16 protein-coding genes are annotated in these 22,020 nt (G+C 62.5%); 4 read left to right on the forward strand and 12 right to left on the reverse strand.

The window, feature by feature from the left end; translation table 11 throughout:
* Nucleotides 1-187: 187 nt before the first annotated feature.
* The 5 genes from NPS29_RS20710 to NPS29_RS20730 all read right to left on the reverse strand — a co-directional run bounded on the left by NPS29_RS20710 (nt 188) and on the right by NPS29_RS20730 (nt 9,967).
* Nucleotides 188-2,605 (reverse strand): RHS repeat domain-containing protein, encoded by a 2,418-nt coding sequence (locus tag NPS29_RS20710; protein ID WP_274134745.1) that lies wholly within the window; start codon nt 2,603-2,605, stop codon nt 188-190.
* Between the two features lie 59 nt (nt 2,606-2,664).
* Complete coding sequence (locus tag NPS29_RS20715; RefSeq protein WP_274134746.1) at nt 2,665-5,100, reverse strand: RHS repeat-associated core domain-containing protein; 2,436 nt, start codon at nt 5,098-5,100, stop codon at nt 2,665-2,667.
* Between the two features lie 74 nt (nt 5,101-5,174).
* Nucleotides 5,175-7,805 (reverse strand): RHS repeat domain-containing protein, encoded by a 2,631-nt coding sequence (locus NPS29_RS20720; protein WP_274134748.1) that lies wholly within the window; start codon nt 7,803-7,805, stop codon nt 5,175-5,177.
* A 100-nt stretch (nt 7,806-7,905) separates the two neighbouring features.
* A complete protein-coding gene (locus NPS29_RS20725; protein ID WP_274134750.1) occupies nt 7,906-8,877 on the reverse strand; it encodes a hypothetical protein in 972 nt (323 codons plus the stop codon).
* 64 nt (nt 8,878-8,941) lie between these two features.
* Entirely contained in the window at nt 8,942-9,967 is a 1,026-nt protein-coding gene (locus tag NPS29_RS20730; RefSeq protein WP_274134751.1) for a hypothetical protein, read from the reverse strand.
* Between the two features lie 295 nt (nt 9,968-10,262).
* On the opposite strand from NPS29_RS20730, the gene NPS29_RS20735 reads away from it, so the two are divergent.
* The gene (locus NPS29_RS20735; protein WP_274134752.1) at nt 10,263-11,384 is read left to right on the forward strand and encodes a GGDEF domain-containing protein; all 1,122 of its coding nucleotides are present in this window, start codon (nt 10,263-10,265) and stop codon (nt 11,382-11,384) included.
* Entirely contained in the window at nt 11,377-12,306 is a 930-nt protein-coding gene (locus tag NPS29_RS20740) for an iron-sulfur-binding ferredoxin reductase (RefSeq protein ID WP_274134754.1), read from the forward strand. The genes NPS29_RS20735 and NPS29_RS20740 overlap by 8 nt, the downstream gene beginning before the upstream one ends.
* A gap of 69 nt (nt 12,307-12,375) precedes the next feature.
* Here the strand turns inward: NPS29_RS20740 and pyk are convergent, their stop codons facing one another.
* Nucleotides 12,376-13,827, reverse strand: a complete 1,452-nt coding sequence (gene pyk, locus NPS29_RS20745; protein ID WP_274134756.1) for a pyruvate kinase — start codon at nt 13,825-13,827, stop codon at nt 12,376-12,378.
* 180 nt (nt 13,828-14,007) lie between these two features.
* Between pyk and NPS29_RS20750 the strand changes: the two genes are divergently transcribed.
* Nucleotides 14,008-14,382 carry a tetratricopeptide repeat protein gene (locus NPS29_RS20750; protein WP_274134758.1) on the forward strand — a complete coding sequence of 125 codons (375 nt, stop codon included), beginning with the start codon at nt 14,008-14,010 and terminating at the stop codon, nt 14,380-14,382.
* A gap of 313 nt (nt 14,383-14,695) precedes the next feature.
* A complete protein-coding gene (locus tag NPS29_RS20755) occupies nt 14,696-15,055 on the forward strand; it encodes a PilZ domain-containing protein (RefSeq protein ID WP_274134760.1) in 360 nt (119 codons plus the stop codon).
* Between the two features lie 10 nt (nt 15,056-15,065).
* Here the strand turns inward: NPS29_RS20755 and NPS29_RS20760 are convergent, their stop codons facing one another.
* The 6 genes from NPS29_RS20760 to NPS29_RS20785 are packed head-to-tail and all read right to left on the reverse strand — an operon-like array spanning nt 15,066 to nt 22,001.
* Nucleotides 15,066-16,421, reverse strand: coding sequence for a DUF58 domain-containing protein (locus NPS29_RS20760; protein ID WP_274134762.1), 1,356 nt, complete (start codon nt 16,419-16,421; stop codon nt 15,066-15,068).
* Nucleotides 16,418-17,497 carry an AAA family ATPase gene (locus tag NPS29_RS20765; protein ID WP_274134764.1) on the reverse strand — a complete coding sequence of 360 codons (1,080 nt, stop codon included), beginning with the start codon at nt 17,495-17,497 and terminating at the stop codon, nt 16,418-16,420. Before NPS29_RS20765 ends, NPS29_RS20760 begins: the two co-directional genes overlap by 4 nt.
* Nucleotides 17,494-18,711: a DUF4350 domain-containing protein gene (locus NPS29_RS20770; protein ID WP_274134766.1), complete on the reverse strand. Its 1,218-nt coding sequence runs from the start codon at nt 18,709-18,711 to the stop codon at nt 17,494-17,496. Before NPS29_RS20770 ends, NPS29_RS20765 begins: the two co-directional genes overlap by 4 nt.
* A complete protein-coding gene (locus NPS29_RS20775; RefSeq protein ID WP_274134769.1) occupies nt 18,708-20,300 on the reverse strand; it encodes a DUF4129 domain-containing protein in 1,593 nt (530 codons plus the stop codon). Before NPS29_RS20775 ends, NPS29_RS20770 begins: the two co-directional genes overlap by 4 nt.
* Nucleotides 20,287-21,267 carry a stage II sporulation protein M gene (locus NPS29_RS20780; RefSeq protein ID WP_274134771.1) on the reverse strand — a complete coding sequence of 327 codons (981 nt, stop codon included), beginning with the start codon at nt 21,265-21,267 and terminating at the stop codon, nt 20,287-20,289. Before NPS29_RS20780 ends, NPS29_RS20775 begins: the two co-directional genes overlap by 14 nt.
* Nucleotides 21,264-22,001, reverse strand: a complete 738-nt coding sequence (locus tag NPS29_RS20785; RefSeq protein ID WP_274134772.1) for an RDD family protein — start codon at nt 21,999-22,001, stop codon at nt 21,264-21,266. Before NPS29_RS20785 ends, NPS29_RS20780 begins: the two co-directional genes overlap by 4 nt.
* Nucleotides 22,002-22,020 lie beyond the last annotated feature (19 nt).

The following is a 22,020-nucleotide window of genomic DNA, read 5'->3' on the forward strand; positions in this document are numbered from 1 at the left end:
CAATCGCGCAAACGGCCTTTGGCTCGGCTACCGCTCAGGCGCTGCGGCAGGAAAAGGCGCGGCAGTATACCCCTTGGCCCACGGCGCGACACCCTGTCGCAGGATAAACGTTGGTCTAAGGCCGGCAGGGCGCGCCGAACGGCAGTGTCCGGCGGGCTGAATCATCGCTCACCGGGCACAGCGGGGCTCATGCTGGATTGAAGGTCCGCCAGGTCGCGCGCTCGAATTTGTCGCCTGCGGCAAAACGCTCGCGTGGTGCACTGCTCAGTCGCCTGAAAAAACCCATCTTCTGCAGGGGCAGGCTGGTATGAATGCCTGATCGGTCGGCGTAGTTGCTGAGCGTGTCCAAGCGTTCGATCTTGCCGACGTAGATGGCTTTGTCATAGCCGATCACGGGCCTGCGCAAGACATTGGCCATTGCCTGTGCCGCGCCACTGGAACCGCCTTCACAGGCAAGCAGCACCAAAGGGCGATCCGCAGCGTAGCCGGCGAGGCGGGGCGCGATTTCGCGTCGGGCTACATTCGCGGCGGGTTCGAATATACCTTCAGCGTTGAGCAGATAGCCCTCGCCGCTCCCGTGGGTTCTGAGGCCCCTCAGGTTGTCCCCCCAGAGTCTGTTGTGAAACGTCACCTGAGGCACACCGGGTGGATGTTCGAACAGGACCTCGGTTTGATGATACCTGTACAAACTTGGAGTTGGCGCTCCCGCCCTGCGCCCGGCAAACCTTGCGACCGGACCGGACAGCCCGCTCAAAGCGCCCGCTGCAAGGCCCGTACCGAGCGAAACCCAGCCCAGAACGCTGGCGACGTTCTGATCGGCACCGGTGTGCTCGGCCACCAGGCCGGCCACGCCGGTCCCCAGCGACACAAGATCCAGCACGCCTGCGGCGAGGACCATCATTGCGCTCGGTGTCAGCGCTGCCGAACCGGCGTAACACATGGAGGCGCCTACTGTGAGAAGCGCGCCGAAACCTGCGATCGCCGACGCAATACCAATCGCCAGACCCACGCCTGCCAGCGTGTAGTTCACCCAACTGTGCCCGTCCGGATCGATGCGGTTGACCGGATCGCCTGCGCAATAGGCATACGGGTTGATGCCGCCCGCGCCGAACGGGCTCTGGCTGTCCGGGCTCAGGAAACACATCAGCACCGGATCGTAGGGGCGATAATCGCCCAGTATCTGCCAGCCTGTCAGGGGCTCACGCCGTTGTCCGGCGAATCCGAACGCCGTGCTGTCGAACCGTTCGGCTTCAGCGCCGTGGCTGGTGTAACGGCGTGTGCGTAGCTGATCGTCGGCTTCAAGGCGCACGCTGCCCTGGGCGTCGCAACCGAGCAGGGTGGTCCGACGGATGCCGGCCGCCACTTTGCTGATCGCGAACAGGCCCTGTGCGCCCGAGTGAAATTGCAGGCAGTCATTGCCCGTCAGTTCGTGGGTCAGCTCGTCGCCGCTGAAAAAACTGCGATTGAGAACGCCATCGACGATGCGATCTGCCAGCCGGCCACGGGCAGTGTATCGGTACTGACAGCGCTGATTGTTGTAGTGAACTTCGGTCAGCCGATCCTGCGCGTTCCACACCATGCGCCGGCCCAGGCTGTCGCGGATGACTCGGCCACAGGCGTCATAGGCGAGCCTGATCACCCGCGGCCAGGCCGCATGGGTGTGGGTGACCTTCACCAGTTGCACCGGGTTGTTCACGGCATAGGTGAACAGGGCCTGGTCCGAGCTGCCATCAGCGTACCGGGTGACCACCTTTTCGTGACCGTCCAGTGCATTGAAGGTGAACGACTGGCGCAGGATCCGGTTGCCGAATGGATCCTCAGGCGCGCAAGACTCATCGGCAGCATAGTTGACCAGCCGGCCTCGCAGGTCGTATTCGAAGGTTTCCGTGCCCGTCTGGCCATTGTCGGCCCAACTGCGTGAAGCGATCTTGTCGAATGCTGAATAGCCAAGGGTCTGAGTGACTGTCCGGGTGGCAGTGTTTCCTGTTTTGTCGGCTTCAGTGCTGGTAAAGGTACGCGTGGATTCGCGGCCGAGGCTGTCGTAGGTCAGGGTGGTGGTGAGGGTGCGCTGGTTATCCGGGTCGTCCACGACGGTACGCACCAGACGCGACAGTGCATCGTAGGCGTAGTGGCTGGTGAGGTTGCCTTCCCGGGTGTGCGTCACTCGACCCTGGGCATCGAAGCTGCGCCGATGGCGGACCCCTTGCGAATCGTCGAAGCCCTGCAGCAAGCCGTTGAGCGAGTAATGCCATCGGGTTTCGTGGCAGGCCTGGTCGATGGTCCAGTTGTCCTGGCTCGGTTGGCCAGCAGCGCTGAACCCGAATGCCTCGGTCCCGAGCGCCCCGCTGGCCGAGACCGGCATGCCCAGCCTGTGATAGGTGATCCGCTGCACAGGCTCTGCGTCAGGTGTGACGCTGAGCAATCGGTTGTTCAACTGCGGTTCGTAGGTGAAGGCAACACGTTTTCCGTCAGCGAGCGTGTTAGCCGTGGGCGGAAGCTGCCCTTCGCGGTAATCGAAAAGCGTGGTGTAACCGGCAGCGTTGATCGAACGTTGCCGGCCGAGGCCGTCGAAGATCTGGCGACCTAGAATAAGAGGTGTGATCATGGTTCCGATCCTTGGAAGTTGAGTTCAGAGCCGTTCGGGGATATGGCCGGATGGGCGCCTTAGAAGGGTGTGACCCTGCCATCAGGGTGGTAGATGTTTGATTGCGCTTCCCGAAAAGTGGCTTTCCAGGCCTTGACCGGGTTGCCCGAAGTCCGCAGGCGCTCAAGGTAGGGGATAGCTTCCAGCGGAGTATTGGAGGCATTGCGTGCGTTCTGAAGATTGGCGAAGCCTTTGACATACACCTTGTTGGAAAACCCTTGCACCGGGCGGCCCAGTTCCCGGGCGATTTCCAGCGCCGCGCCGTTTTTTCCTCCCCAGCACGACAAAAGCACAAAGGTGTCGTCCGCAGCCGTTCCAAGGGACTGAAGCCTGGGTGCGATCACATCTCTGGCGACGTCGGCTGCGCGCATCACATTGCCATTCGCACCCATGAGCAGAGCGCGGGCAGGATCGCCGTGGGTCAGTAGCGCGGCCCGGTTGGTGGCGTGATAGGTTTCGATGAAGCCGACGTCCACGGCTCTGGACGTGTGCTGGGCCAGGACTTCGCCGTTGCCCAGGCGGCCAGGTTTGGGCGGCATCCAGCCCTGTTTCAGGTCAAAGGATCTCTGGCGCATGCCCGCACGCCTCAGGGCGCCCAGCTTCATGCCTGCCCCGGCACCTGCCAGACCGGTGACCAGAGAGATACCGCCGAGAATGTCCGAGGCGGTGCCGCTTTGCCCCGTGGCCTGAAGCACTGTGCTCGCAATGCCTGTGGCCAGGGACACGATATCCAGCGTTGCCGCCGCAAGGGCAATGATCTGTGCGGTGGTCAACGTACCCAGCCCGGCACTCAACAAGGCCCCGGCGGCAGGCAATGCAGCCTGCAGGCCGGGAATCAACGCCAACGCACCCAGCGCCAGACCCGCGCCCGCCAGTGCGTAATTTACCCAGCTATGGCCGTCAGGGTCGACGCGGTTGACCGGATCTCCCGCGCACCAGGCATAGGGGTTGATCCCGCCACGGCCGAAGGGGCTCTCGGTGTCCGGGGCCAGGAAGCACATCAGCAGCGGGTCATAGGGGCGGTTGCCACCGGGTATGTAAAAACCCGACAGGGGTTCGCGCAGCTCGCCAGCGTAGCCGAATGCCAGATTGCCGGGCCGGGAGACGTCCGCGCCATGGGCGGTGTACTGGCGCCGGCGTACCGTGCTGTCGGCTTCCACGCGTACGCTGCCCTGAGCGTCTGTACCGAGCAGAATGGTTTTGCGAACACCGCCGCTAACCTCGTTGATCGCGAACAACGCACCCATGTCACCGATCAACTGGACGCTGTCGCTGCCCGTCTGCCTGTGGGTGAGTTGGTCGGCACTGAAAAAATCCCGGGTCAGCCTTTTGTTTACCAGACGGTCAGTCAGCTGCCCGCTGGGATCGTAGCGGTAGCTGCAAGTACCCGCCGCTGAACGAACTTCGGTCAGTCGCCCCTGGGTGTTCCAGCTCAGGTAACGACCGAGGCTGTCTGCAATTACGCGGCCGCAGGCGTCGTAGGTCAGCGTGATGTTTTTGGGCCATGAAGGGTGGGTGTGGGTGATCCTCGTGACGCAGGTGGGATCGTCACTGGCGTAGCGGAATCGGGCTTCATCGCGGGTGCCGTCGGCATAGATGGTGACCACGCGCCTGTGACCGTTCAACTCATTGAAAGTGAATCTCTGCTCGACGATCCGGTTGCCGAATGGGTCTTGCACTGCGGCGGCAGCGTTGGCGGTGTGGCGCACGAGACGGCCGCGCTCATCGTACTCGAAGTGTTCTTCGCTGCGTTGCTCGCCGTCTGTGCAGATTCTGGAAGTGATCTGATCGAGTGCCGAGTATCCCTGGGTCTGGGTGATCGTCCTGACGCTGGCTCCAGTGGCCTGCACGATGCTGAACGTGCGGGTGTGCTCGCGGCCCAACGGGTCGTAGGTGAAGGCCGTGGTGAGGGATTGCCCGGTTTGCGGATCGGTTACCCTGACGGTCAGCGGGCGCGACAGCTCATCGTAGTGGTAGGTGGTTTCCACGGTGCCGACGCAGGTCTTCGCGACGCGGCCTTGCGCATCGAATTCCCGCCGATGGCTCACGCCCTGGGCATCACTGAAGCCTTGCAGCAGGCCACTGAACGACTGTCGCCACGTGCTGGTGTAAGTCGTCCCGTCCACGGTCCAGCGGTCCATGAGCGGCTGGCCGGATGCGGTGAACTCGAAGGTCTGCGTGCCAAGGGCGCCTGTGATGGACGTGGGCAGGCCGTGTTTCGGATGACGGCTGATGAGTGTGGCCGTCTCGCCGTCGGCGGCGACACCGAGCAACGTTTGGCCCAGGTTTTTTTCATATTTGAACAGGGTGACCCTGCCATCGGCCAGGGTGTTCGACGCGGGTGGGAGTTGCCCCTTGTGGTAGTGAAACACGGTGGTGCTGCGGCCGACTTCGACGCTGAGTTGGCGGCCAAGGCCGTCGAAGGACTGCCGGCCGATGATGGTTGCTGTGTTCATGTCTTCGATCCTTGAAGAAATTACCGGCCAACGGGAAGCCTTCGTCAGGGCAAGCTTCCCGCCAATGTTCGTGGCTACCGAGAGGTCCTATCTGGAGTTGGCGCGGTGACGGCGATGGTTTCGGGATGGTTGCCATCGCTGTGCGGGGCGTATGTCCAGTTCACCACCGTGGCGTCGGCCAGCCGTTGTTCGGTGAACCGTCCGTACACATCCAGCTTCACGGTGGTCACGCGATCCGGCAGACCGGGCACCGCAAGGGTGGTGCGGGTGACACGGTCCAGCCCATCGCGCAGCCATGCGCTGCTGCGAACCAGCGTGCCATGGGTGTCGTACAGCTCGGCGCGGATGGCGCTGCCGGCCGCGTTGTGCCAAGTCAGGGTGTGCGGGCCTTTCACCGTTCCGTTCTGCTGCCAGGCCTTGAGCGTGAGCTGCACCGGATCGTGCTGGCTGTGACTCACGACCCCGTTGGGCGCGATGCTCTGGCTCACTTGCCCCCAGTCATCGTAACGGGTGTCGGTGGTCAGCTTGAGGGGCGTGACCAGTGCGGGGTTGGCAGGGTCGCGCAGCCAGTCCTGCTGGGTTTCGCTGATGGTTCTGCCTTCGGCATCGAACAGGGTGCGGCCGATCTCGCGGAACGTGCCCGGCGCGTGATCGAGGTCTTCCAGCTCGATGCGTACGCTTCGCCCCTCGCCGTCGAGCCATTGGCGGTGATGCTGACCGGTGGCAAGCACGTTCTCGATCATCACCGGGTTTTCGCCCATGAGCACGTGCTTGAGCGCGACCTTGTCCCTCACGTGATAGGTGGTGGTGCAACGGGCTTCATAGGGGCTGCCAACCGCCGTGACCACAAGGGTAACGCGGCCGAGGCTATCGTGCTCGTAGCGCGAAACCGCTCCGGCTGCATTGGTTTCCCGGACCACTTGGCCGGTGCCCAGCGACCGCGTGCTGCTCTGGCTCGAACGCACCTGATCGGTGTTCTCGAAGCCGATGGTGGTGGTGCGAGTGGTCACTTCGCTGTCAGTCAGCTCATAGTCGTAGCGGGTGGTGGTGGCCTTGCCGTTGAGCGTGGTGACTTTGCTTTTGATGCGGGCGTAGTGCGGGCCTCTCTCCGTGATGTAGGTCTGGGTCGTGGACTCGATTTCCCGTGAGTGAGATTCATCGCGGGCCGTTTCATGTTCTACCACCACACATGGGCGCCCGCCCTCGATGAGCGAACCCAGCGCCTTATAAGTATAGGTGGTGGAGGTCTCCGATGCCCCGCCAAAACTGCCGTCTGCCAGGCGCAGCGGCTTGATGGTTTTCTTTTTCAGAAACCTGACGGTGCCCAGAGGGCTGGCTGGGCAGACCTTGGGATCCTTATCACCTTCGGCAGGGTAGTATTCGCGGTGCTCTTCGATGCCGTTGGGCGAGCGCGTGAACAGGACGTTGCCGAACCTGTCGTAGCGATACTCGGTCTGCTCGCTGCGCTTGAGGTCTGCGGCGCTGTGGTCGATGAAGGTCAGGGTCTGTTTGTGCGGCAGTTGGCACCACGCGGGTTGATCCTTCCAGGGGGTGTTCGCAGCTATGCCGTAGATGGTGTCCTGGCGGATTTCGCAGTGGCCCCGGCGGCTGGTTTCCTGAGTGAGTAAGTGAAAGCGGTTCCAGGTCCGGGTGATGGTAGACAGCGGCTTGCCATTGGCGTCGGTCTGGGTTTCGACCACGCTGTAGCTATAGTCCTGTTCCACTTGATAGAGATTGTCGCGACCCTTCTGCCAGTCGAACGCCTGGGCGCTGGCGTAACCCAGGAAGTTGTGCGCGCCGATCCATTCATAGGTGCGGTGCAGCCGGGTGTGGTCTGCGCCCGAAGAGTGGGTCCACCTCAGCACCCTCGGGAGGACCTCGAACGGCGCGCCGTCCGGAAGCTGATGGCCATCTTCGCCCTTGGCCCAGGTCACGGTGTCCGACGCCCCCAACGGGGTGATGAATTCGGTGGGCAGCAGCAGGTGAGTGGTATCATCCAGAGGATGGTGGTCGTAGGCGATGGTGCAGGGTGTCTTGATGCCAGGGAGGTGAACGGCCACCAGCTTGTCGTTGGTGGTGCGCATCCTCAAGGTGTGTGCATCACGCCCGGGTGCGGAAAATTCGATCTCGCCTTCGTCGTAGGCGACCTGCAACAGCGTCTGCGTGTCGTCGCGGATGCTACTCAGCCTGAAGCTACTGCGAAACGGCGACCAGCGCACATGAACCCGTCGACCCTCCGGGCTGCGCATTTCGGTGACCAGAAACCGGCTGCTGTCTTCCTGGCGGGTCAGTATCTCGCTCTGGCCATTCTTGTACTCCACAAGGTAGGCATCGCTGCCCAGGCACTTGACCACCATCGACTTCAGCTTGGCATCGAGCAGTTTCAGTTCGCTGCCCGGGGTGGTGGCCGGGCTGTCGGTGTCGACTGCAAAACGCTCCCCCGACGACAGGCGCAACGAGGGAGCGTCCTGATTGAGGTCCAGTTCGCTCAGGTCCAGCGACCAGCCCAGCCCGAAACCCTTGTCCTGGGTTGAGCCCAGCACGCTGAATGACAGCGTGGGGGTGAGGCTGGGGCCGCACATGTTGTTGGCGGGGATGATGGGAAGCTGAAAGGCCAGGGTGAATTGGCCGGTGCGGGCATCGACACCGGTCTTGATGAAATCGGTGAAGTTTGTGGCTTGTGTGTGAACACTTGAAATGGGCATGGATAAATTCCGCAATGTCGTCGATCGTTGTCGGACGGGCCCGCCGGTTCAACTATGACGGCTGAGAGGGCAGACCCGAGAGAGAAGTGAATGCACCGTGTTAACGAAGCATTCTGAAATCCATAAAGTTGCCCGCCCCCTCAATTGTCATTTTGATTTTGTACTTGTTACCGTACTGGTCGAGCACGGCGAAGGACCCTGGCGCCGGCGGCCCTGCCTCCGGTTTTGGGTCGATTCCACGTAATTGGAGTCGGATGAAATTCATGGCACCGGCGCGGGTGTTAATGGGGACGCTGAGGTGCCGATAGCCAAAGGCTTGAACTTGACTGAGAGGATCGACTAGATAGTGGAGGTTCATTTCCACCGATGGTGATGCAAAGTTGTTGCCCCAGAAAACTTCGCCGTCATCCCGTTCACCCAGAAAGGTTGCCGCCAATCCATCCTGAAATGCGGCATCGGCATCGACTATCCTGAAGGCTGGATTTTTGAACTCCAGATGATACAAGTCGATATCGACCGCCGTTTTCACTTTCCATGACTTGCGATCATGCTCGACGACGTCAGTCACGGTATCCATGAGCGCATCAACCCGCTCAAGCTTGAAATCCGAACGCTGCCGGTTCGGGCTGGTGATCGTTTCGACCTTGACCGATGAATTGAAGACGCTGGTGTGGCTGACGTAGTGGCTGTCTTCGTCACGGGTCACGGCGGCGTAGAGGGTCTTGATCGACCCTCCGGACGCGGTCGAGGAAACGTAGAATTTCCTGGAACAGGCCGTGGACTCCAGCAGCCGCGACGGGGCCATGCCTGTGTCGGCGTAATATTCGAACCGCTCATCCCGCTTGCGGGAAACCCGGTACTCGCCTGACAACTCTCGATACTGCCCATCATCATCTAGCGTGACCAGCCGGACGGTGTTCAGTTGCTCTTTGGTGATGCTCTCGCCCTTGCGGGGTGTCAACCCAACCGAAACTTGAAGTTGGTTGTTTCCGTTGTTGAATATCCGGTTCGAGTTGGAGGTGATGTTGATGTTCAAGCGGCTCAGCCAGTCGGCTTCGTTGATCGGTTTCATGCTGTAACCATCCTTGGTTTGTAATGGCAGGGTTGCAGTGGAGGCTGACTTGCAACTGGCTCCCCTACTCTGTCGGAATTCCATAGAGTTCGAAATCGACCAGGCGTCCGTCATACATCGTGAAGTTGATGAGATTGCCGTCCTGCTCCTGCGTCATTTCAATCAGGTGTTCATGGCCGTATTGGTCAAAGACGCCGAAGATTCTGGGCGCCCGGTATGCTTCGCCCAGCACTGCACCTGCGCCGCGCAACTTGAGCCGTATGAAGTTCAGTGCACCGTCGCGGGTATTGGTCGCTACGCGGATGTGCCTGTAGTTGAACGTGCTGTCCGCAGCACGAGGGTCGACCACAAAATGAGCGTGCCGCTTGTATATTCGTGGCAAGGGCAGGGTGGGCCAGCCGATCGCCTCGACAGTTTGCGTATCGTCGTTGAAGTCGGAGTAGAAACAACCGGATCCGCTGAAGAACGGTACGCGGACATCGACGATCCTGAAGGCCGGGTTCTTGAATTCAAGGTAATAGAGATCCACATCGACAGAGGTCCTGGCTTCATAGGTGCTGTCATGCCAGCGGTAGGTATCGGTCACCGTGTCCTGAAGCAGGTCGACAGCCTCCAGCTTGAAGTCCGAGCGCTGGCGGCGCAGTTTGGTAATCGTCTCGATGGTCACCGATGAGTTGAAGATGCTGCTGTGACTGACATAGTGCTTGTCCGGTGCCTTGGCGATGGCGGCGTAGATGACCTTGCGCGAGCCGCCGGAGGCGATGGAGGTGACATAGAACTTCTTGCGATAAGTGGTCGACTCCAGCAGCGCAGAGGGGGCAGAACCGGTGTCGGCGTAATAGTCGAAGCGTTGGTCCCGCTCGTCGGCGTAGCCATACTCCCCTGACAGCTCCTGATAGCGCCCGTCATCTTCGAGAGTGACCAGTTGTATGCTGTCCAGCTGTTCCTGGGTCACGGTCTGGCCGTTACGCGGCGTCAGGCCGATGGAAACTTCAAGCTCGTGGTTGCCGTTGTTGAATATCCGGTTGGAACTGGACGTGATGTTGATGTTGAAACGGCTCAGCCAGTCGGCGTCGTTGACAGGTTTCATACTCCGGACCTTCCGTGGTTGTTGAGAGGGCTCCAGAGTAGCGAGGCGCCTTGCGGGGGCTGATATATATATTTATCGCGTCCTTGGGGATCGGTATGCGAATGTGTCCGAGGCCTGGAAGCGTCGCGCCGACGCACGGCGGACCCATACCTGCGCATTTGGCCCCTTGGCCAAGGCCGGGCACGTTGGCGAAACGCCACGTTTCCTCTACATTGACCACTTCCCGGATGATCGATGTACCCGGCCTGCGATGCGACCCATGTCCATCTCGCCACCCAGGACGAGCCCCAGATCCATGACCAATCAACCTCCCGTAGCGGGATCGATACAGCGCCTGTTGTTCAAGCGCTTTGCGCTGGCAGCCGCCACCTACGTCCTGCTGACTGCGCTGGTCTGGGTGGCATTCTGCGCAGGCTATTACCATGCGTCGTTCTTTGGGGTGTGGCTGGCCAGCGTGCTGGTGCTGTTGTCGCAGGGCATCCTGAGCCTGGTGTTCTTCGGTGGTCACAACCAGCGATTCAAGGACCCCAGCCTCACTGAGTTTCAGGTGCTGATGGGGCTCGGCTGGCAGACGTTCCTGCTGGCCCACATGGACGCTGCCCGTGGCACCTTCCTGGTGCTTTACGTACTGGTATTGTTATTCGGACTGTTTCACCTGCCGCCGAGAGTCTTCACCCGCTGTGCGCTGCTGGCGCTGGCGGGTTTCACCGGTCTGAACCTGTGGGAGGCCTTCAATGGCCAGCTCGACGACCCGGGCCTGGCGGCCCTCCAGACCTGCGCGCTGTTCATCGTCCTGGCCTGGCTGTGCCTGTATGCACGGTTCGTCCAGACGTCCCGACAGCGCATGCATCAGCGTCGGATCACGCTGCAGGCCCACCAGGAAACCCTGCGCGGCATGATGTTCCAGCTTGAAGAACTGGCCTCTACCGACGAGTTGACCAACCTCTACAACCGCCGCCATTTCCTGCGCCTGGCCACCCGTGAGCTGGAAACCATGGAAGGCAATTACACCCTCGGCCTGGCGCTGATCGACCTCGACCACTTCAAGCGGGTCAATGATCAGCTCGGGCATTCTGCCGGAGACCGGGTATTGCAGGTGTTCGCCACCACGGCCAGCCAGTGCCTGCGCTCCGATGACATTCTGGCGCGCTACGGCGGTGAGGAGTTCGTGTTGCTGATTCCCCGCGCCACCCGCGCGCAACTGGTCGATTGCTGCGAACGGGTGCGCGTGGCGTTCGAGCAGGTATCCATTCCCGGTCTGCCGGGTCTTGAGCTGAGCCTGTCGGTGGGGATGACGCTGATCGAATCCGGCGATGATCTGGACCGTGCCCTGCAGCGCGCCGACCAGTCGCTCTACCGCGCCAAACACCAGGGTCGCAACCGCTGCCATGGCGCCTGGGATTACGTCGATGCCTGAGCTGCGTGCCGGTGATCGGCAGTGGAGCGTTGCGCCGGGCGCCAGCCTGCTCGATGCTCTCAATGATGCAGGGCTTTCAGTGCCGTTCAGCTGCCGCGCGGGCAGTTGCCATGCCTGCCTTGTGCGCTGCACCAGTGGCGAGCCGCTGGATGGCCTGCCCGAAGCACTCGATGCCGCCAAGCGCGAGCAGGGCTGGCGCCTGGCTTGCCAATGCCGGGTGGTGGGCGATCTGGCCGTGGAAATCTTCGATCCGCTGCGTGACGGCCTGCCGGCGCGTGTCGCAAGTTGTGAATGGCCAAGCCCGCATGTATTGAGGCTGCGCCTGGCGCCCGAGCGTGGGTTGCGTTATCGCGCCGGTCAGCACCTGGTGCTCTGGACCGCCAATGGCGTTGCCCGCCCGTACTCGCTGGCCAGCTTGCTGGGCGAGGACCCGTTCCTGGAATTTCATCTTGATTGCCGCCTTCCCGGCGCCTTCACCGATGTGGCACGCACCCTTGCGCCGGGTGATTCGGTGCGGCTGGGAGAATTGCGTGGCGGTGCCTTGCATTACGACCCTGACTGGCAAGCGCGGCCCCTGTGGCTGCTGGCGGCGGGCACCGGGCTTGGGCCGCTGTGGAGTGTGCTGCGCGAGGCACTGCGCCAGGAGCATCAGGGGCCGATCCGGGTAATGCACGTGGCCCACGAGCATTATCTGGCGAGCGAACTTCAGCGGCTGGGCGAGGAGCATGCACAGGTGCAGATCGAGCTGGTCGGGCCGGATGCATTCCAGGCTGCACTGGCCGGGTTGCGAGTCGCTTCTCGGCAAACCGTGGCACTGGTCTGCGGTTCGCCTTCGAGCGTCGAGGCGTTTTCGAAGCGGCTGTTCATTGCCGGATTGCCGCGAGGGCAGTTGCTGGCCGATGTGTTTCTGGAAAAGGCCTGACCGTCTCTGCCTGAAATGAAAAAGCCCCGTGCTCTTGCGAGACGGGGCTTTTTCGATCACAGCAGCGTCTTACACGATCGGGTCGCCGACGTGCAGGATCTTCATGCCGTTGGTGCCACCGATGGTGTGGTAGCTGTCACCCTTGGTCAGGATGACCCAGTCGCCTTGCTCGACCAGACCGCGTTTGACCAGTTCGTCCACAGCCGACTGGCTGACCTGACCCGCAGGCAGCGAAGCCGGGTCGAACGGAATGGTGTACACGCCACGGAACATGGCGGCGCGCGCCTGGGTTTCGCGGTGTGGGGAGAACGCGTAGATCGGCACCGAGGAGCGGATGCGCGACATGATCAGCGGGGTGTAGCCGCTTTCGGTCAGCGCGATGATCGCTTTGACGCCCGGGAAGTGGTTGGCGGTGTACATGGCCGCCAGCGCGATGCTTTCGTCACAACGGGTGAACGAGTGACCGATGCGGTGGCTGGAGGTCTTGCCGGTCGGGTGACGTTCGGCGCCGACGCAGATGCGCGCCATGGCTTCAACGGCTTCGACAGGGTAGGAACCGGCAGCACTTTCAGCGGACAGCATCACGGCGTCGGTGTAGTCGAGCACGGCGTTGGCCACGTCGGACACTTCGGCGCGGGTCGGCATGGGGCTGGAAATCATCGATTCCATCATCTGCGTGGCCACGATCACCGCTTTGTTGTGGCGACGTGCGTGCAGGATGATTTTCTTCTGGATGCCCACCAGCTCCGCGTCACCGATTTCCACGCCCAGGTCGCCACGGGCAACCATGACCGCGTCGCTGGCGCGAATCAGTGCATCGAGGGTTTCGTCGTCGGCAACGGCTTCGGCGCGTTCGATCTTCGCCACCAGCCAGGCAGTACCGCCCGACTCGTCACGCAGCTTGCGGGCGTATTCCATGTCGGCGGCGTCGCGCGGGAAGGAAACGGCCAGGTAATCCAGGTCCATTTCAGCGGCGAGCTTGATGTCTTGCTTGTCTTTTTCGGTCAGGGCCGGTGCAGTCAGGCCGCCACCGCGACGGTTGATGCCTTTGTGGTCCGACAGCGGGCCACCGATGGTCACGGTGCAGTGCAGGGCATCGGCGGTCTGCGTGTCTACGCGCATGACCACTCGTCCGTCGTCGAGCAGCAGTTCGTCGCCTACGCCGCAATCCTTGACCAGATCGGGATAGTCGATACCGACGATTTCCTGGGTGCCTTCAGTCAGAGGATGGCTGGTGGAGAAGGTGAACTTGTCACCGACTTTCAGCTCGATCTTCTTGTTGGCGAATTTGGCGATGCGAATTTTCGGGCCTTGCAGGTCACCCAGCAACGCAACGAAGCGGCCATTCTTGGCGGCGATGTCGCGGATCAGCTTCGCGCGAGCCTTGTGCTCGTCGGGCGTGCCGTGGGAGAAGTTCAGGCGGGCAACGTCCAGGCCCGCCAGAATCAGCTTCTCGATGACTTCGGGCGAGTTACTTGCTGGGCCAAGTGTGGCTACGATTTTGGTGCGACGAACGGACATGCACAAACTCCTTAAATGAAGCGCAGCGAGAGGCTACTACTGTATTGGCCTGTAGTCATTGTTCCTTTGCACTACCTTGTCGCCCAATCACTGGGCAATAGGCAGATCGGCAGTACCCTTCAATCGGTCTTGAAGAAATCCGGCGATGCGCCGATACAGTACAGAGCACAGGAGACTCTCATGCGAATCGTGATGATATTAGTGGCGCTGACTGCATTGGGCGGTTGCACACGCTGGGCGATGAACAGCCATCTGGACAATGCCAACCGCGCGTACGCCAAGGGCGACTGCGATACGGTCATGTACAACCTGTCCAAGGTCGACCGCGAAAGCCGTTCGCGTCGGTACGTTCAGCCTGAAGTGTCGATGTTGCGCGGGCAGTGCCTGGAGCGCCAGAAGTTCTACGTCGATGCGGTGCAGACCTATCAGTTCATCGTGACGCAGTACCCCTACAGCGAATACGCATTCCGGGCGAAGGCGCGTCTGGATACGCTGCATCAGTTGGGCTATGACAACCTGGCCCCGCCTGCCGTCACGCGACCTGCTTCACTTTAGTTACACTCATCTGGATAGACGGTGGTTTTTTTGAGTGGATGTCGGCGCAAGTTGAGCTAGGCTGGAAAACGGTAGGGACCTAAAGATTTCATCACAGGAGTGAGGAAGTGCGCGCTCCATTGCCGAAGCGGTTATCGACAGGCGTTGTTTATCGCCAAATCGAATAATCGGACGAGTGACTTCGGCAATCACTGGTGAGTCAGATGACGTCCCTGTTGTAATAAACAGGTTGGTTCGACTGTGCCTGACCGACAGACGAATCTCTTAGCATTAGCGCGGCCATGCTCAATGGCTACCCGAGGACCAGTGTCCAATGCTTAATGAAAGACGAATCGAACGTCACCAGCTTCCGTATTACCTGCAGGTGTTCAATCGCTACACCGACAAACCGATGGGCTGCCTGGGCAACGTCTCGGAGCAGGGGCTGATGTTGATCAGCGACCTGCCCATTCTGGTTGCCGCCGACTTTCAACTGCGCCTGAAAGTGCCGGATGAAAAGAACGGGCTGTATCACATCGATATCAACGCCAGTTGCCTGTGGTGCCAGGAAGACGAAACACCGGGTGTTTTCGACTCCGGGTTCAAGATTCAGGCTGCGCCACCAGAGTATTTCCACCTGATACAGGCCTTGCAGCGCTATTTCAGTTTTTATCCACTGGAAGCGTCTGCCTGATATCGGTGCTCTATAGAGTGCCGGCTTTTTTCCAAGTCAAGTACCGATTGACCAACTGCGGCCCGAGTTCTCCGGGCCGCACATCCAGTATCGCAATGCCATGAGCACGCAGGCGCTCATGGAGGCCTGCGCGTGCGTTGAGGAAATCCACCGTGCCGCAATAATCCAGCGCTTGCTGCCAGCTCTGTACCGGGGCAAGCCGCTGTTCGTCGAGCACCTCCTCGCGAAGGCTGGCAATCAATACGCGATGGTGGCGGCTCAGGTGCTTGACTGCAGCGAGCAGCTGATCGTCGTCCTCATCGCGCAGGTTGGTGACCAGCACCACCAGCGCGCGCCGTTTCTGCCGGGCGAGCAATTGCCGGATCGCCGCGCCGTAGTCGGCGGGGTGGCGGGTGCTGTCCAGGTCGTAGACGTGGTTGAGCAGCAGGTTCAACTGGCTGGCGCCCTTGACCGGAGGGAGGTGACGATTCTGCTCGGCGGCAAAGGTCGAAACACCCACAGCGTCGCCCTGGCGCAGCGCGACGTAGCCCAGCAGCAGGCAGGCATTGAGCGCGTGATCGAAATGGCTGAGCTCGCCATCCTGGCTGCGCATCCGGCGCCCGCAATCGAGCAGGAAGACAATCTGCTGGTCCCGCTCGTCCTGGTACTCCCGGGCAATCGGTGTGCGCTGGCGGGCGGTGGCCTTCCAGTCGATCTGCCGCAGGCTGTCACCCTCGCGAAATTCGCGCAGTTGATTGAACTCCAGGCCCAGGCCCCGACGTTGGCGCTGGCGCACGCCGATCTGGCTGAGCCAGTTGTCGACCCCTTGCAACTGGCCGCCGTGTAGCCTGGTGAAGTCGGGGTAGACCCGTGCCGAGCTGGAAGCAGGCAGGTAGCGCCGCGACAGCCACAGGCGCAACGGGCTGCGCAGCTGGATCTCGATGCGCTCGAAGGTGAACAGGCCCCGGCTGGTGGGGCGCAGACGATAGCTCAAGCGTGCGCTGCGCTGCGCCCGCAGAACGACATCCTGGGACAGGTGTTGGCCTTCGAATCGGTTGCCCGGCCCCACGGGCCCATGATCAAGCATCGTCAGGGGCAGGGCACGAGGTGAATCGTGGGCGATCTCGATGCTGACGTCGCTCCAGCGACCCAACGCCAGGCTGCCGGGCAGGTGCCGCTGGACGCGAGGGGAGGGCAGGCGCCACAACCAGAAGGCGTCCAGTGCTGCCAGCCCGCCCATCCCCCAGAACAGCACCCAGAACAGGCCATCGAGTTTCGCCACTGGTCCACGCCCCAGCGCCTGGAGAACCCCCAGCAGGAGGGCGATCCCGGTCAGGCTGGCAAGCCACCAGAGCAGGCGCGGAGAGGGCTTGAGCAGTTGCTTCATTGGCGCGGCGCCGGGACCTGATCGAGCAATTGCTTGAGCACCTGATCCACCGACATGCCTTCGATGTCCAGTTCCGGCGACAGCCTGACTCGATGCCGCAGCACCGCCAGGGCGCAGCCCTTGATGTCATCGGGAATCACGAACTCACCGCCGCGCAGCAGCGCCCGAGCCCGCGCACCGCGCACCAGGGCGATGGAGGCGCGCGGCCCTGCGCCGAGGGCCAGGCCCGGCCAGGTGCGAGTGGCGCGAGCCAGCCGAACGGCGTAGTCGAGCACCTGTTCATCCACCGGCAACTCGCTGGCGATGCGTTGCAGCGCCTGCACATCCTTGGCGTGCATCAGAGTGCGCAGAGGCTGCACCTCGAGCATGTCCGAGCGGGTGGAGCGGGTCACCTGGCGGACCATTTCCAGTTCCTGCTCGGCCTGGGGGTAATCCATGCGCAGCTTGAGCATGAAGCGGTCAAGCTCGGCCTCGGGCAACGGATAAGTACCTTCCTGCTCGATGGGGTTCTGGGTCGCCAGCACCATGAACGGCTGCGGTACCGGGAGGGCGCGGCCTTCGAGGGTGACCTGGCGTTCCTGCATCGCTTCGAGCAGGGCTGCCTGGGTCTTGGCCGGCGCGCGGTTGATTTCGTCCGCCAGCAACAGATGAGTAAACAACGGGCCCTTGCGCAGCTTGAACTGCTCGCTCTGCATGTCGTAGACCGCATGGCCGGTGACATCGCTGGGCATCAGGTCCGGGGTGAACTGTATGCGGGCGAAATCCCCGCCAAAGCAGCGTGCCAGGGCACGGACCAGCAGTGTCTTGCCAAGGCCGGGAACGCCTTCGAGCAGCACATGGCCGCCGCCGATCAATGCGGTCAGCACGTCATCGATCACCGTGTCCTGGCCGATGACGGCCTTCTGCAGCTCGTGGCGCACGGCCTGGGCCAGGTGGATGGCCCGTTGCCGCTGCTGCGCCGGATTGCTGGCCGGGGCCGGTTGATGTTCGGCGTCCCGTTGCTCGGCGGCGGGCTGCTCGAGGTGTTCGGCGGGGCTCGCTACGCTGCTCGACGGGCTGGTCGGTTGATCGCTCATAAGGCATTCCTGAGGGTTTGCAGGTAGGCAACCTGACGGGTGAATTCGCTGCTGGAAAGGCGCTCTTCAAGGCGCGGGCGCAGTGCGTGGCCGATGTCACTGGTGGGCTGGCGCGTCACGCGCGCCAGCATTTGCCACTGCTCGGTGACCGGCAGTGCGTCGAAGCCTGGGTGGCGCTGCCGGGCACGGCGCAGGATGTCCTGCTGCAAGGCACGCAGTAACGCCTGTTGGCCTCTGCGGCGCAACATGAAATCGGCGCTGGCGCGCAAATGCTCGCCCAACTGGCGACGGGCCAGGGAAGGCTCGGGTTGCAGCGGCCCCTGACGCATTCCGGTATGCCAGAGCCCTGCCCCCAGGCATAGCGCCAGGGCCAGCAGGGCCTGGGGGAAGTACTTCCAGAGCAGGCCGAAAAGATCGTCGTGATCGGTGCGCAGCAACATCGTGACATCGCTGTCCTGGCTCAGGTACCACAGCAGCCAGGCGTTGTCGTACTTGCCGATGGCGCGGGTTTTCCACAGGTCCGCATCCGTCAGCACGGTGATCAGCCCGTCGCCGTAGACCATCTGCAGCATGTGGGTTGCATCTGCGCTGTTGGCCCATGACTGGGCATGATCCTGCGGGTCGTCCAGATGGAAGGCCGGGTCGAAGCTCATGTACGCCGGATCGCTTTCGTTCTGCACATACAGGCGCGTCAGTTCCGGCCAGGGCGTGGGCGGCGCCTTGACGTCCGGGGTGCTCAGGGGGATGACCGGCTTGAGCTGCTCGCGCTCCCGGCGTTTGTCCTGTTCGCGCAGGTCGCGGGTGAGGAACTGGCGAATCTGCAATTGATCGAGCAACGGATCGCCGCTGCGCCCCTTTTCTTCGTCCCACAGTTGCTCGGCGACGAACAGCAGCCGTCCGCCGGCGCGGGTCCAGCTAAGCACGCGCTTGACTTCGGCCGGGGTCATTTTCTCCCGGGTATCGAGCAGCATCAGGGTCTGCGCCTGCTCGCCAGTATCGGGGAGCGTGTTCAGCGCCTGGATGGTCCTGACTGAAATCCCCCGCTGGCGCAGGAAGGTTTCGGCGGCCAGGTAAGGGTTGGCTCGCACTTCCGGAGACGGCCCCTGATCGACCGTTTCCTGATAGTGCTCCAGTTTCTTGAGCCACGGCACGGCAGCGGCGATAACAGACACCACAACCAGCGCTGCGACTAGCATCCCGAGGCGTCTGCTCATGTCGGCGCCCCGGTTCCGAACAACTGCCGCCAGTCATCGCACAGGGCTTTGTGCACCGCAGCAGCCGGTAGCTGGTGCCCGTAGGCGAGATTCTGCCAGTGCCGGGTGAGCTCCCGGCTGTAGCTGTGAAGCGAGGGCTGGTCCAGTGCGGCGACGCGCTCCAGTACCTGGCCTTCGGTATCGGCGTTTTTCAGCGGCAGTTGGTAGTCCGTCAGCAACCGGTTGAGCAGCCCCCGGTACAACAGGCTCAGGGCCTCGCGCGGTGACTGCTGCCAGAGCCTGTCTGCGGCAGCGGCGATGTCATCAGGCAGGCTTTCGGCGTTCACCTGCAGGCCAAACAGTTGCTGGGGGGCGTCATGCCGTGTTTTTTTCCTGCGGGGCGTGCGATTGACGAAGGTGGCGAACCAGCTTCGGTAGCGCCAGATCACCCACGCCGTCAGTACGCCGATCGATGTCCACAGCAACACTTCGAACACCGTCGACAGGGTTTTGCCGACGTTGAGCAATTGCACGATCAACTGCGCCAGCCAGTTGGGCGTGTCGCTGGTTTTAGCTCCGTGTTTCTTTTCGGGCAGGCGCCAGCCCGAAACAGGTTTTGGATTCTTGAAGGGCGGGCTGTCCAGCACCGCCTTGATATCGGCTCGCGAGTCCTGACTGTTCAGTGCCTGGCCCAGCAAGCGGGCAGCGGTAGGCCCGGCTACCTGTTCATCGGCCAGTGGTGAATCCAGTGGCGGCAGTGGACAGCTGTAGGGTTGCTCATCCAGAGGTTCATCCGCCATGACCGGCTGCGAGGCCAAACCGAATGCCAGGGAGCAGCCGATCAACAGGACGTAGGCGCTGCCAATGACGCGCTGGCGCAGGCGACGGAACGTCAGTTCGATGTCCCAGCCCTCTAGCGTGGTGCGCCGATTGAGGTAGAGGGCGAAGCCACAGGACACGTAGACAGGGCCCCAGATCACCAGCACCAGGGCGTAGAACCCGTTGGTCAGGTGTTCGAGCCAGTTCCACCGGCCTTCGATGTCCAGCAGGCTGCGCCATGACCAGTCGAGCTCGATCTGCTGGGGAAGCAGCGCATAGAACAGCACCAGCAGGCCGACCCAGAGGGAAAGTTCCAGCGAGCTGCCCATGGAGGTCAGGCAGCGCGCCACCCGCAGGTTCTTCTCCCCCAGCAGGGCGATCCGCTGTGCGCGGGCCAGGCCGTCTAGCCCTTCGAGTTGCTGAACCGGCAGATTGAAGCTGCGGCTCAGGCTGAAACGTCGCCACGTCAGGCTGGCGATCAGCTGTGGCTTCAGGGCGCGCGGCCATGCCTTGAGTGCCTGCCTGAGCGAGGGCGCCTCGCCGAACAGCGCCTGGGACAGGATCAGCAACGGCAGCCGTTCGAAAGCGGGCTTGAGCCACCAGAACAGCAAGATGGCCAGGGTCGGGTAATCCCAGAGCAAGGCAGTCAGCAAGGCGAAGACCGGGATCGTGACAATCGCCCAACTGCTCATCAGCAGACCCCGATGCCGGCCCGCGAGTACGACGCCCAGGTCGACCGCTTCCCAGGGATTGCGTGGGCGAATGGCGACGCAGGATTCAGTCAGGCGCATGGGCGGTGCGTCCGGCGAAAGTCAGATAGGCGGCCACCAAGGCCCACAATGCGGCGCCGACCAGATACTTGGTGACGGGGTGTGGCCAGGTCATCGATGACCAGTACGCCTCGATGAACGCGGCAGTCAGCAGGAACAGCATCACGCCGCCGATCAGGCGCACGCTGGTCTTGGCCGCTATCCGCAAGGCTTCGCCCCGTCGCAGCGGGCCGGGTGCCAGCAGCGCCCAGCCCAGCTTGAGACCTGCAGCGCCCGCCAGGGCAATGGCGGTCAGTTCGAATGCACCGTGGCCGACCACGAAGGGCCAGAAGGTTTCGCCGAAGCCGACGCGGGTGAGGTGCCCGGCGACGGCCCCGATCATCAGCCCGTTGAACAGCAGGAAGAACAGGCTGCCCAGGCCAAACAGCAAGCCGCTGGCGAAGGTCTGAAAGGCGATGCCGATGTTGTGCATGATGTAGTAGCCGAACATCAGCCAGTCGGCGCTGGCCCCTCGCTCTGCCGCCTGGCCCAGACGCCGTGCGGCGGGGTCGTACATGGCTTCCATTTCAGTCACGTCAGCGGGGCTGACCACGCTGTAGATCAGGTCGGGGAAGGCATGGACCAGCAGCCCCATGACGATCAGGCTGCCAAAGAACAGCCCGCCGGCCAGGGCCACCAGACGCCATTCGGCGCGCACCAGCCGTGGAAAGTCGGCCAGCACGAAACCCAGGACTTGCGCGCCGAACTGGCTGCGATGCCGGTAAAGCTGCTGGTGGCCGCGCATCGCCAGTTGTTGCAAGGGCTCGACCAGGTGCGTGCTGTAGCCGCGCTCCTGCGCCAGTGCCAGGTGCTGGCAGACTTGCCGGTAGTGTTCGGTGAAACCGTCCCCGGCCTGGCTCCTGCCCCGGCTGCGTTCGAGTGCTTCCAGGCGCTCACCGAAGTGCGTCCAGCTCTCCTGATGACGTTGTTCGAACTGGCTCTGTTTCATGGCGAACCCGCCAGACCACGGGCCACGCCGTTCAGATGATCGACGGCCTGAGCCGGGGACGCGGGTGAGGGCATCTGCAACGGCACCGCCAGAATCGAAGCCAGTTCCTGGGCGCGAGCGGGTGAGAGCGCTTGCTGGCGCTCGGCGAACTCCAGCACGGCGCGCTGTTCCTCAAGCGTCAGCACCAGAGGCACGAGGATCGGTGCCGCCTCGGGCAGGACGGGCCGTTGCGCGGGGGCATCGCGGTAGATCACCAGGGTGCCCGCCGCCAGATCGCCCAGGCGTTTGAACCGGGGATGCTGCAGGCAGGTGAACGCCCCCAGGCAGTAGCCGACCGGCAGCATGTCGACGAAGCGCAGCAGGTTGCGCAATAGCGAAGCTGACCAGCCGACCGGCGTGCCGTCGTCGTGGACCACGCGCAGGCCCATCATCTGTTTGCCAGGCGTGCGGCCCTGATTCAGCACTTCGAACAGCACCATGTACCCCCAGTTGGCCAGGAACAGCGCCAGCATGAACAGGCCGGTGCCGAAATCCCCGAGGGCGCCAAGTACCAGGAACAGGGCTGTGAGCAACGCGCCGCGTATCAGCAGGTCGAATGAGAAAGCCAGCGACCGGGACAGCAGGCCGGCCGGGCGCAGGACCAGGTCGATGCCCTCCGGGGTTTCCATGCGGATGCGGGTGTCCAGCGGGGCAGGCTGCGCAGCGATCCTTGGCCAAGCTTGCGAGGAGGACATTGTGGGGAAGGGTACGCCT

The organism is Pseudomonas putida, assembly GCF_028682175.1.
GTDB lineage: Bacteria > Pseudomonadota > Gammaproteobacteria > Pseudomonadales > Pseudomonadaceae > Aquipseudomonas > Aquipseudomonas putida_AD.

Bases quoted from the DNA above. Each gene is read 5' to 3' on its own strand.
- NPS29_RS20755 (WP_274134760.1), top strand. From the start codon at position 14,696: ATGCTTAATGAAAGACGAATCGAACGTCACCAGCTTCCGTATTACCTG.
- NPS29_RS20765 (WP_274134764.1), bottom strand. From the start codon at position 17,497: ATGAGCGATCAACCGACCAGCCCGTCGAGCAGCGTAGCGAGCCCCGCC.
- NPS29_RS20750 (WP_274134758.1), top strand. From the start codon at position 14,008: ATGCGAATCGTGATGATATTAGTGGCGCTGACTGCATTGGGCGGTTGC.
- NPS29_RS20715 (WP_274134746.1), bottom strand. From the start codon at position 5,100: ATGAACACAGCAACCATCATCGGCCGGCAGTCCTTCGACGGCCTTGGC.
- NPS29_RS20785 (WP_274134772.1), bottom strand. From the start codon at position 22,001: ATGTCCTCCTCGCAAGCTTGGCCAAGGATCGCTGCGCAGCCTGCCCCG.
- NPS29_RS20710 (WP_274134745.1), bottom strand. From the start codon at position 2,605: ATGATCACACCTCTTATTCTAGGTCGCCAGATCTTCGACGGCCTCGGC.
- NPS29_RS20775 (WP_274134769.1), bottom strand. From the start codon at position 20,300: ATGCGCCTGACTGAATCCTGCGTCGCCATTCGCCCACGCAATCCCTGG.
- NPS29_RS20725 (WP_274134750.1), bottom strand. From the start codon at position 8,877: ATGAAACCGATCAACGAAGCCGACTGGCTGAGCCGCTTGAACATCAAC.
- NPS29_RS20740 (WP_274134754.1), top strand. From the start codon at position 11,377: ATGCCTGAGCTGCGTGCCGGTGATCGGCAGTGGAGCGTTGCGCCGGGC.
- NPS29_RS20760 (WP_274134762.1), bottom strand. From the start codon at position 16,421: ATGAAGCAACTGCTCAAGCCCTCTCCGCGCCTGCTCTGGTGGCTTGCC.
- NPS29_RS20780 (WP_274134771.1), bottom strand. From the start codon at position 21,267: ATGAAACAGAGCCAGTTCGAACAACGTCATCAGGAGAGCTGGACGCAC.
- pyk (WP_274134756.1), bottom strand. From the start codon at position 13,827: ATGTCCGTTCGTCGCACCAAAATCGTAGCCACACTTGGCCCAGCAAGT.
- NPS29_RS20770 (WP_274134766.1), bottom strand. From the start codon at position 18,711: ATGAGCAGACGCCTCGGGATGCTAGTCGCAGCGCTGGTTGTGGTGTCT.
- NPS29_RS20720 (WP_274134748.1), bottom strand. From the start codon at position 7,805: ATGCCCATTTCAAGTGTTCACACACAAGCCACAAACTTCACCGATTTC.
- NPS29_RS20730 (WP_274134751.1), bottom strand. From the start codon at position 9,967: ATGAAACCTGTCAACGACGCCGACTGGCTGAGCCGTTTCAACATCAAC.
- NPS29_RS20735 (WP_274134752.1), top strand. From the start codon at position 10,263: ATGACCAATCAACCTCCCGTAGCGGGATCGATACAGCGCCTGTTGTTC.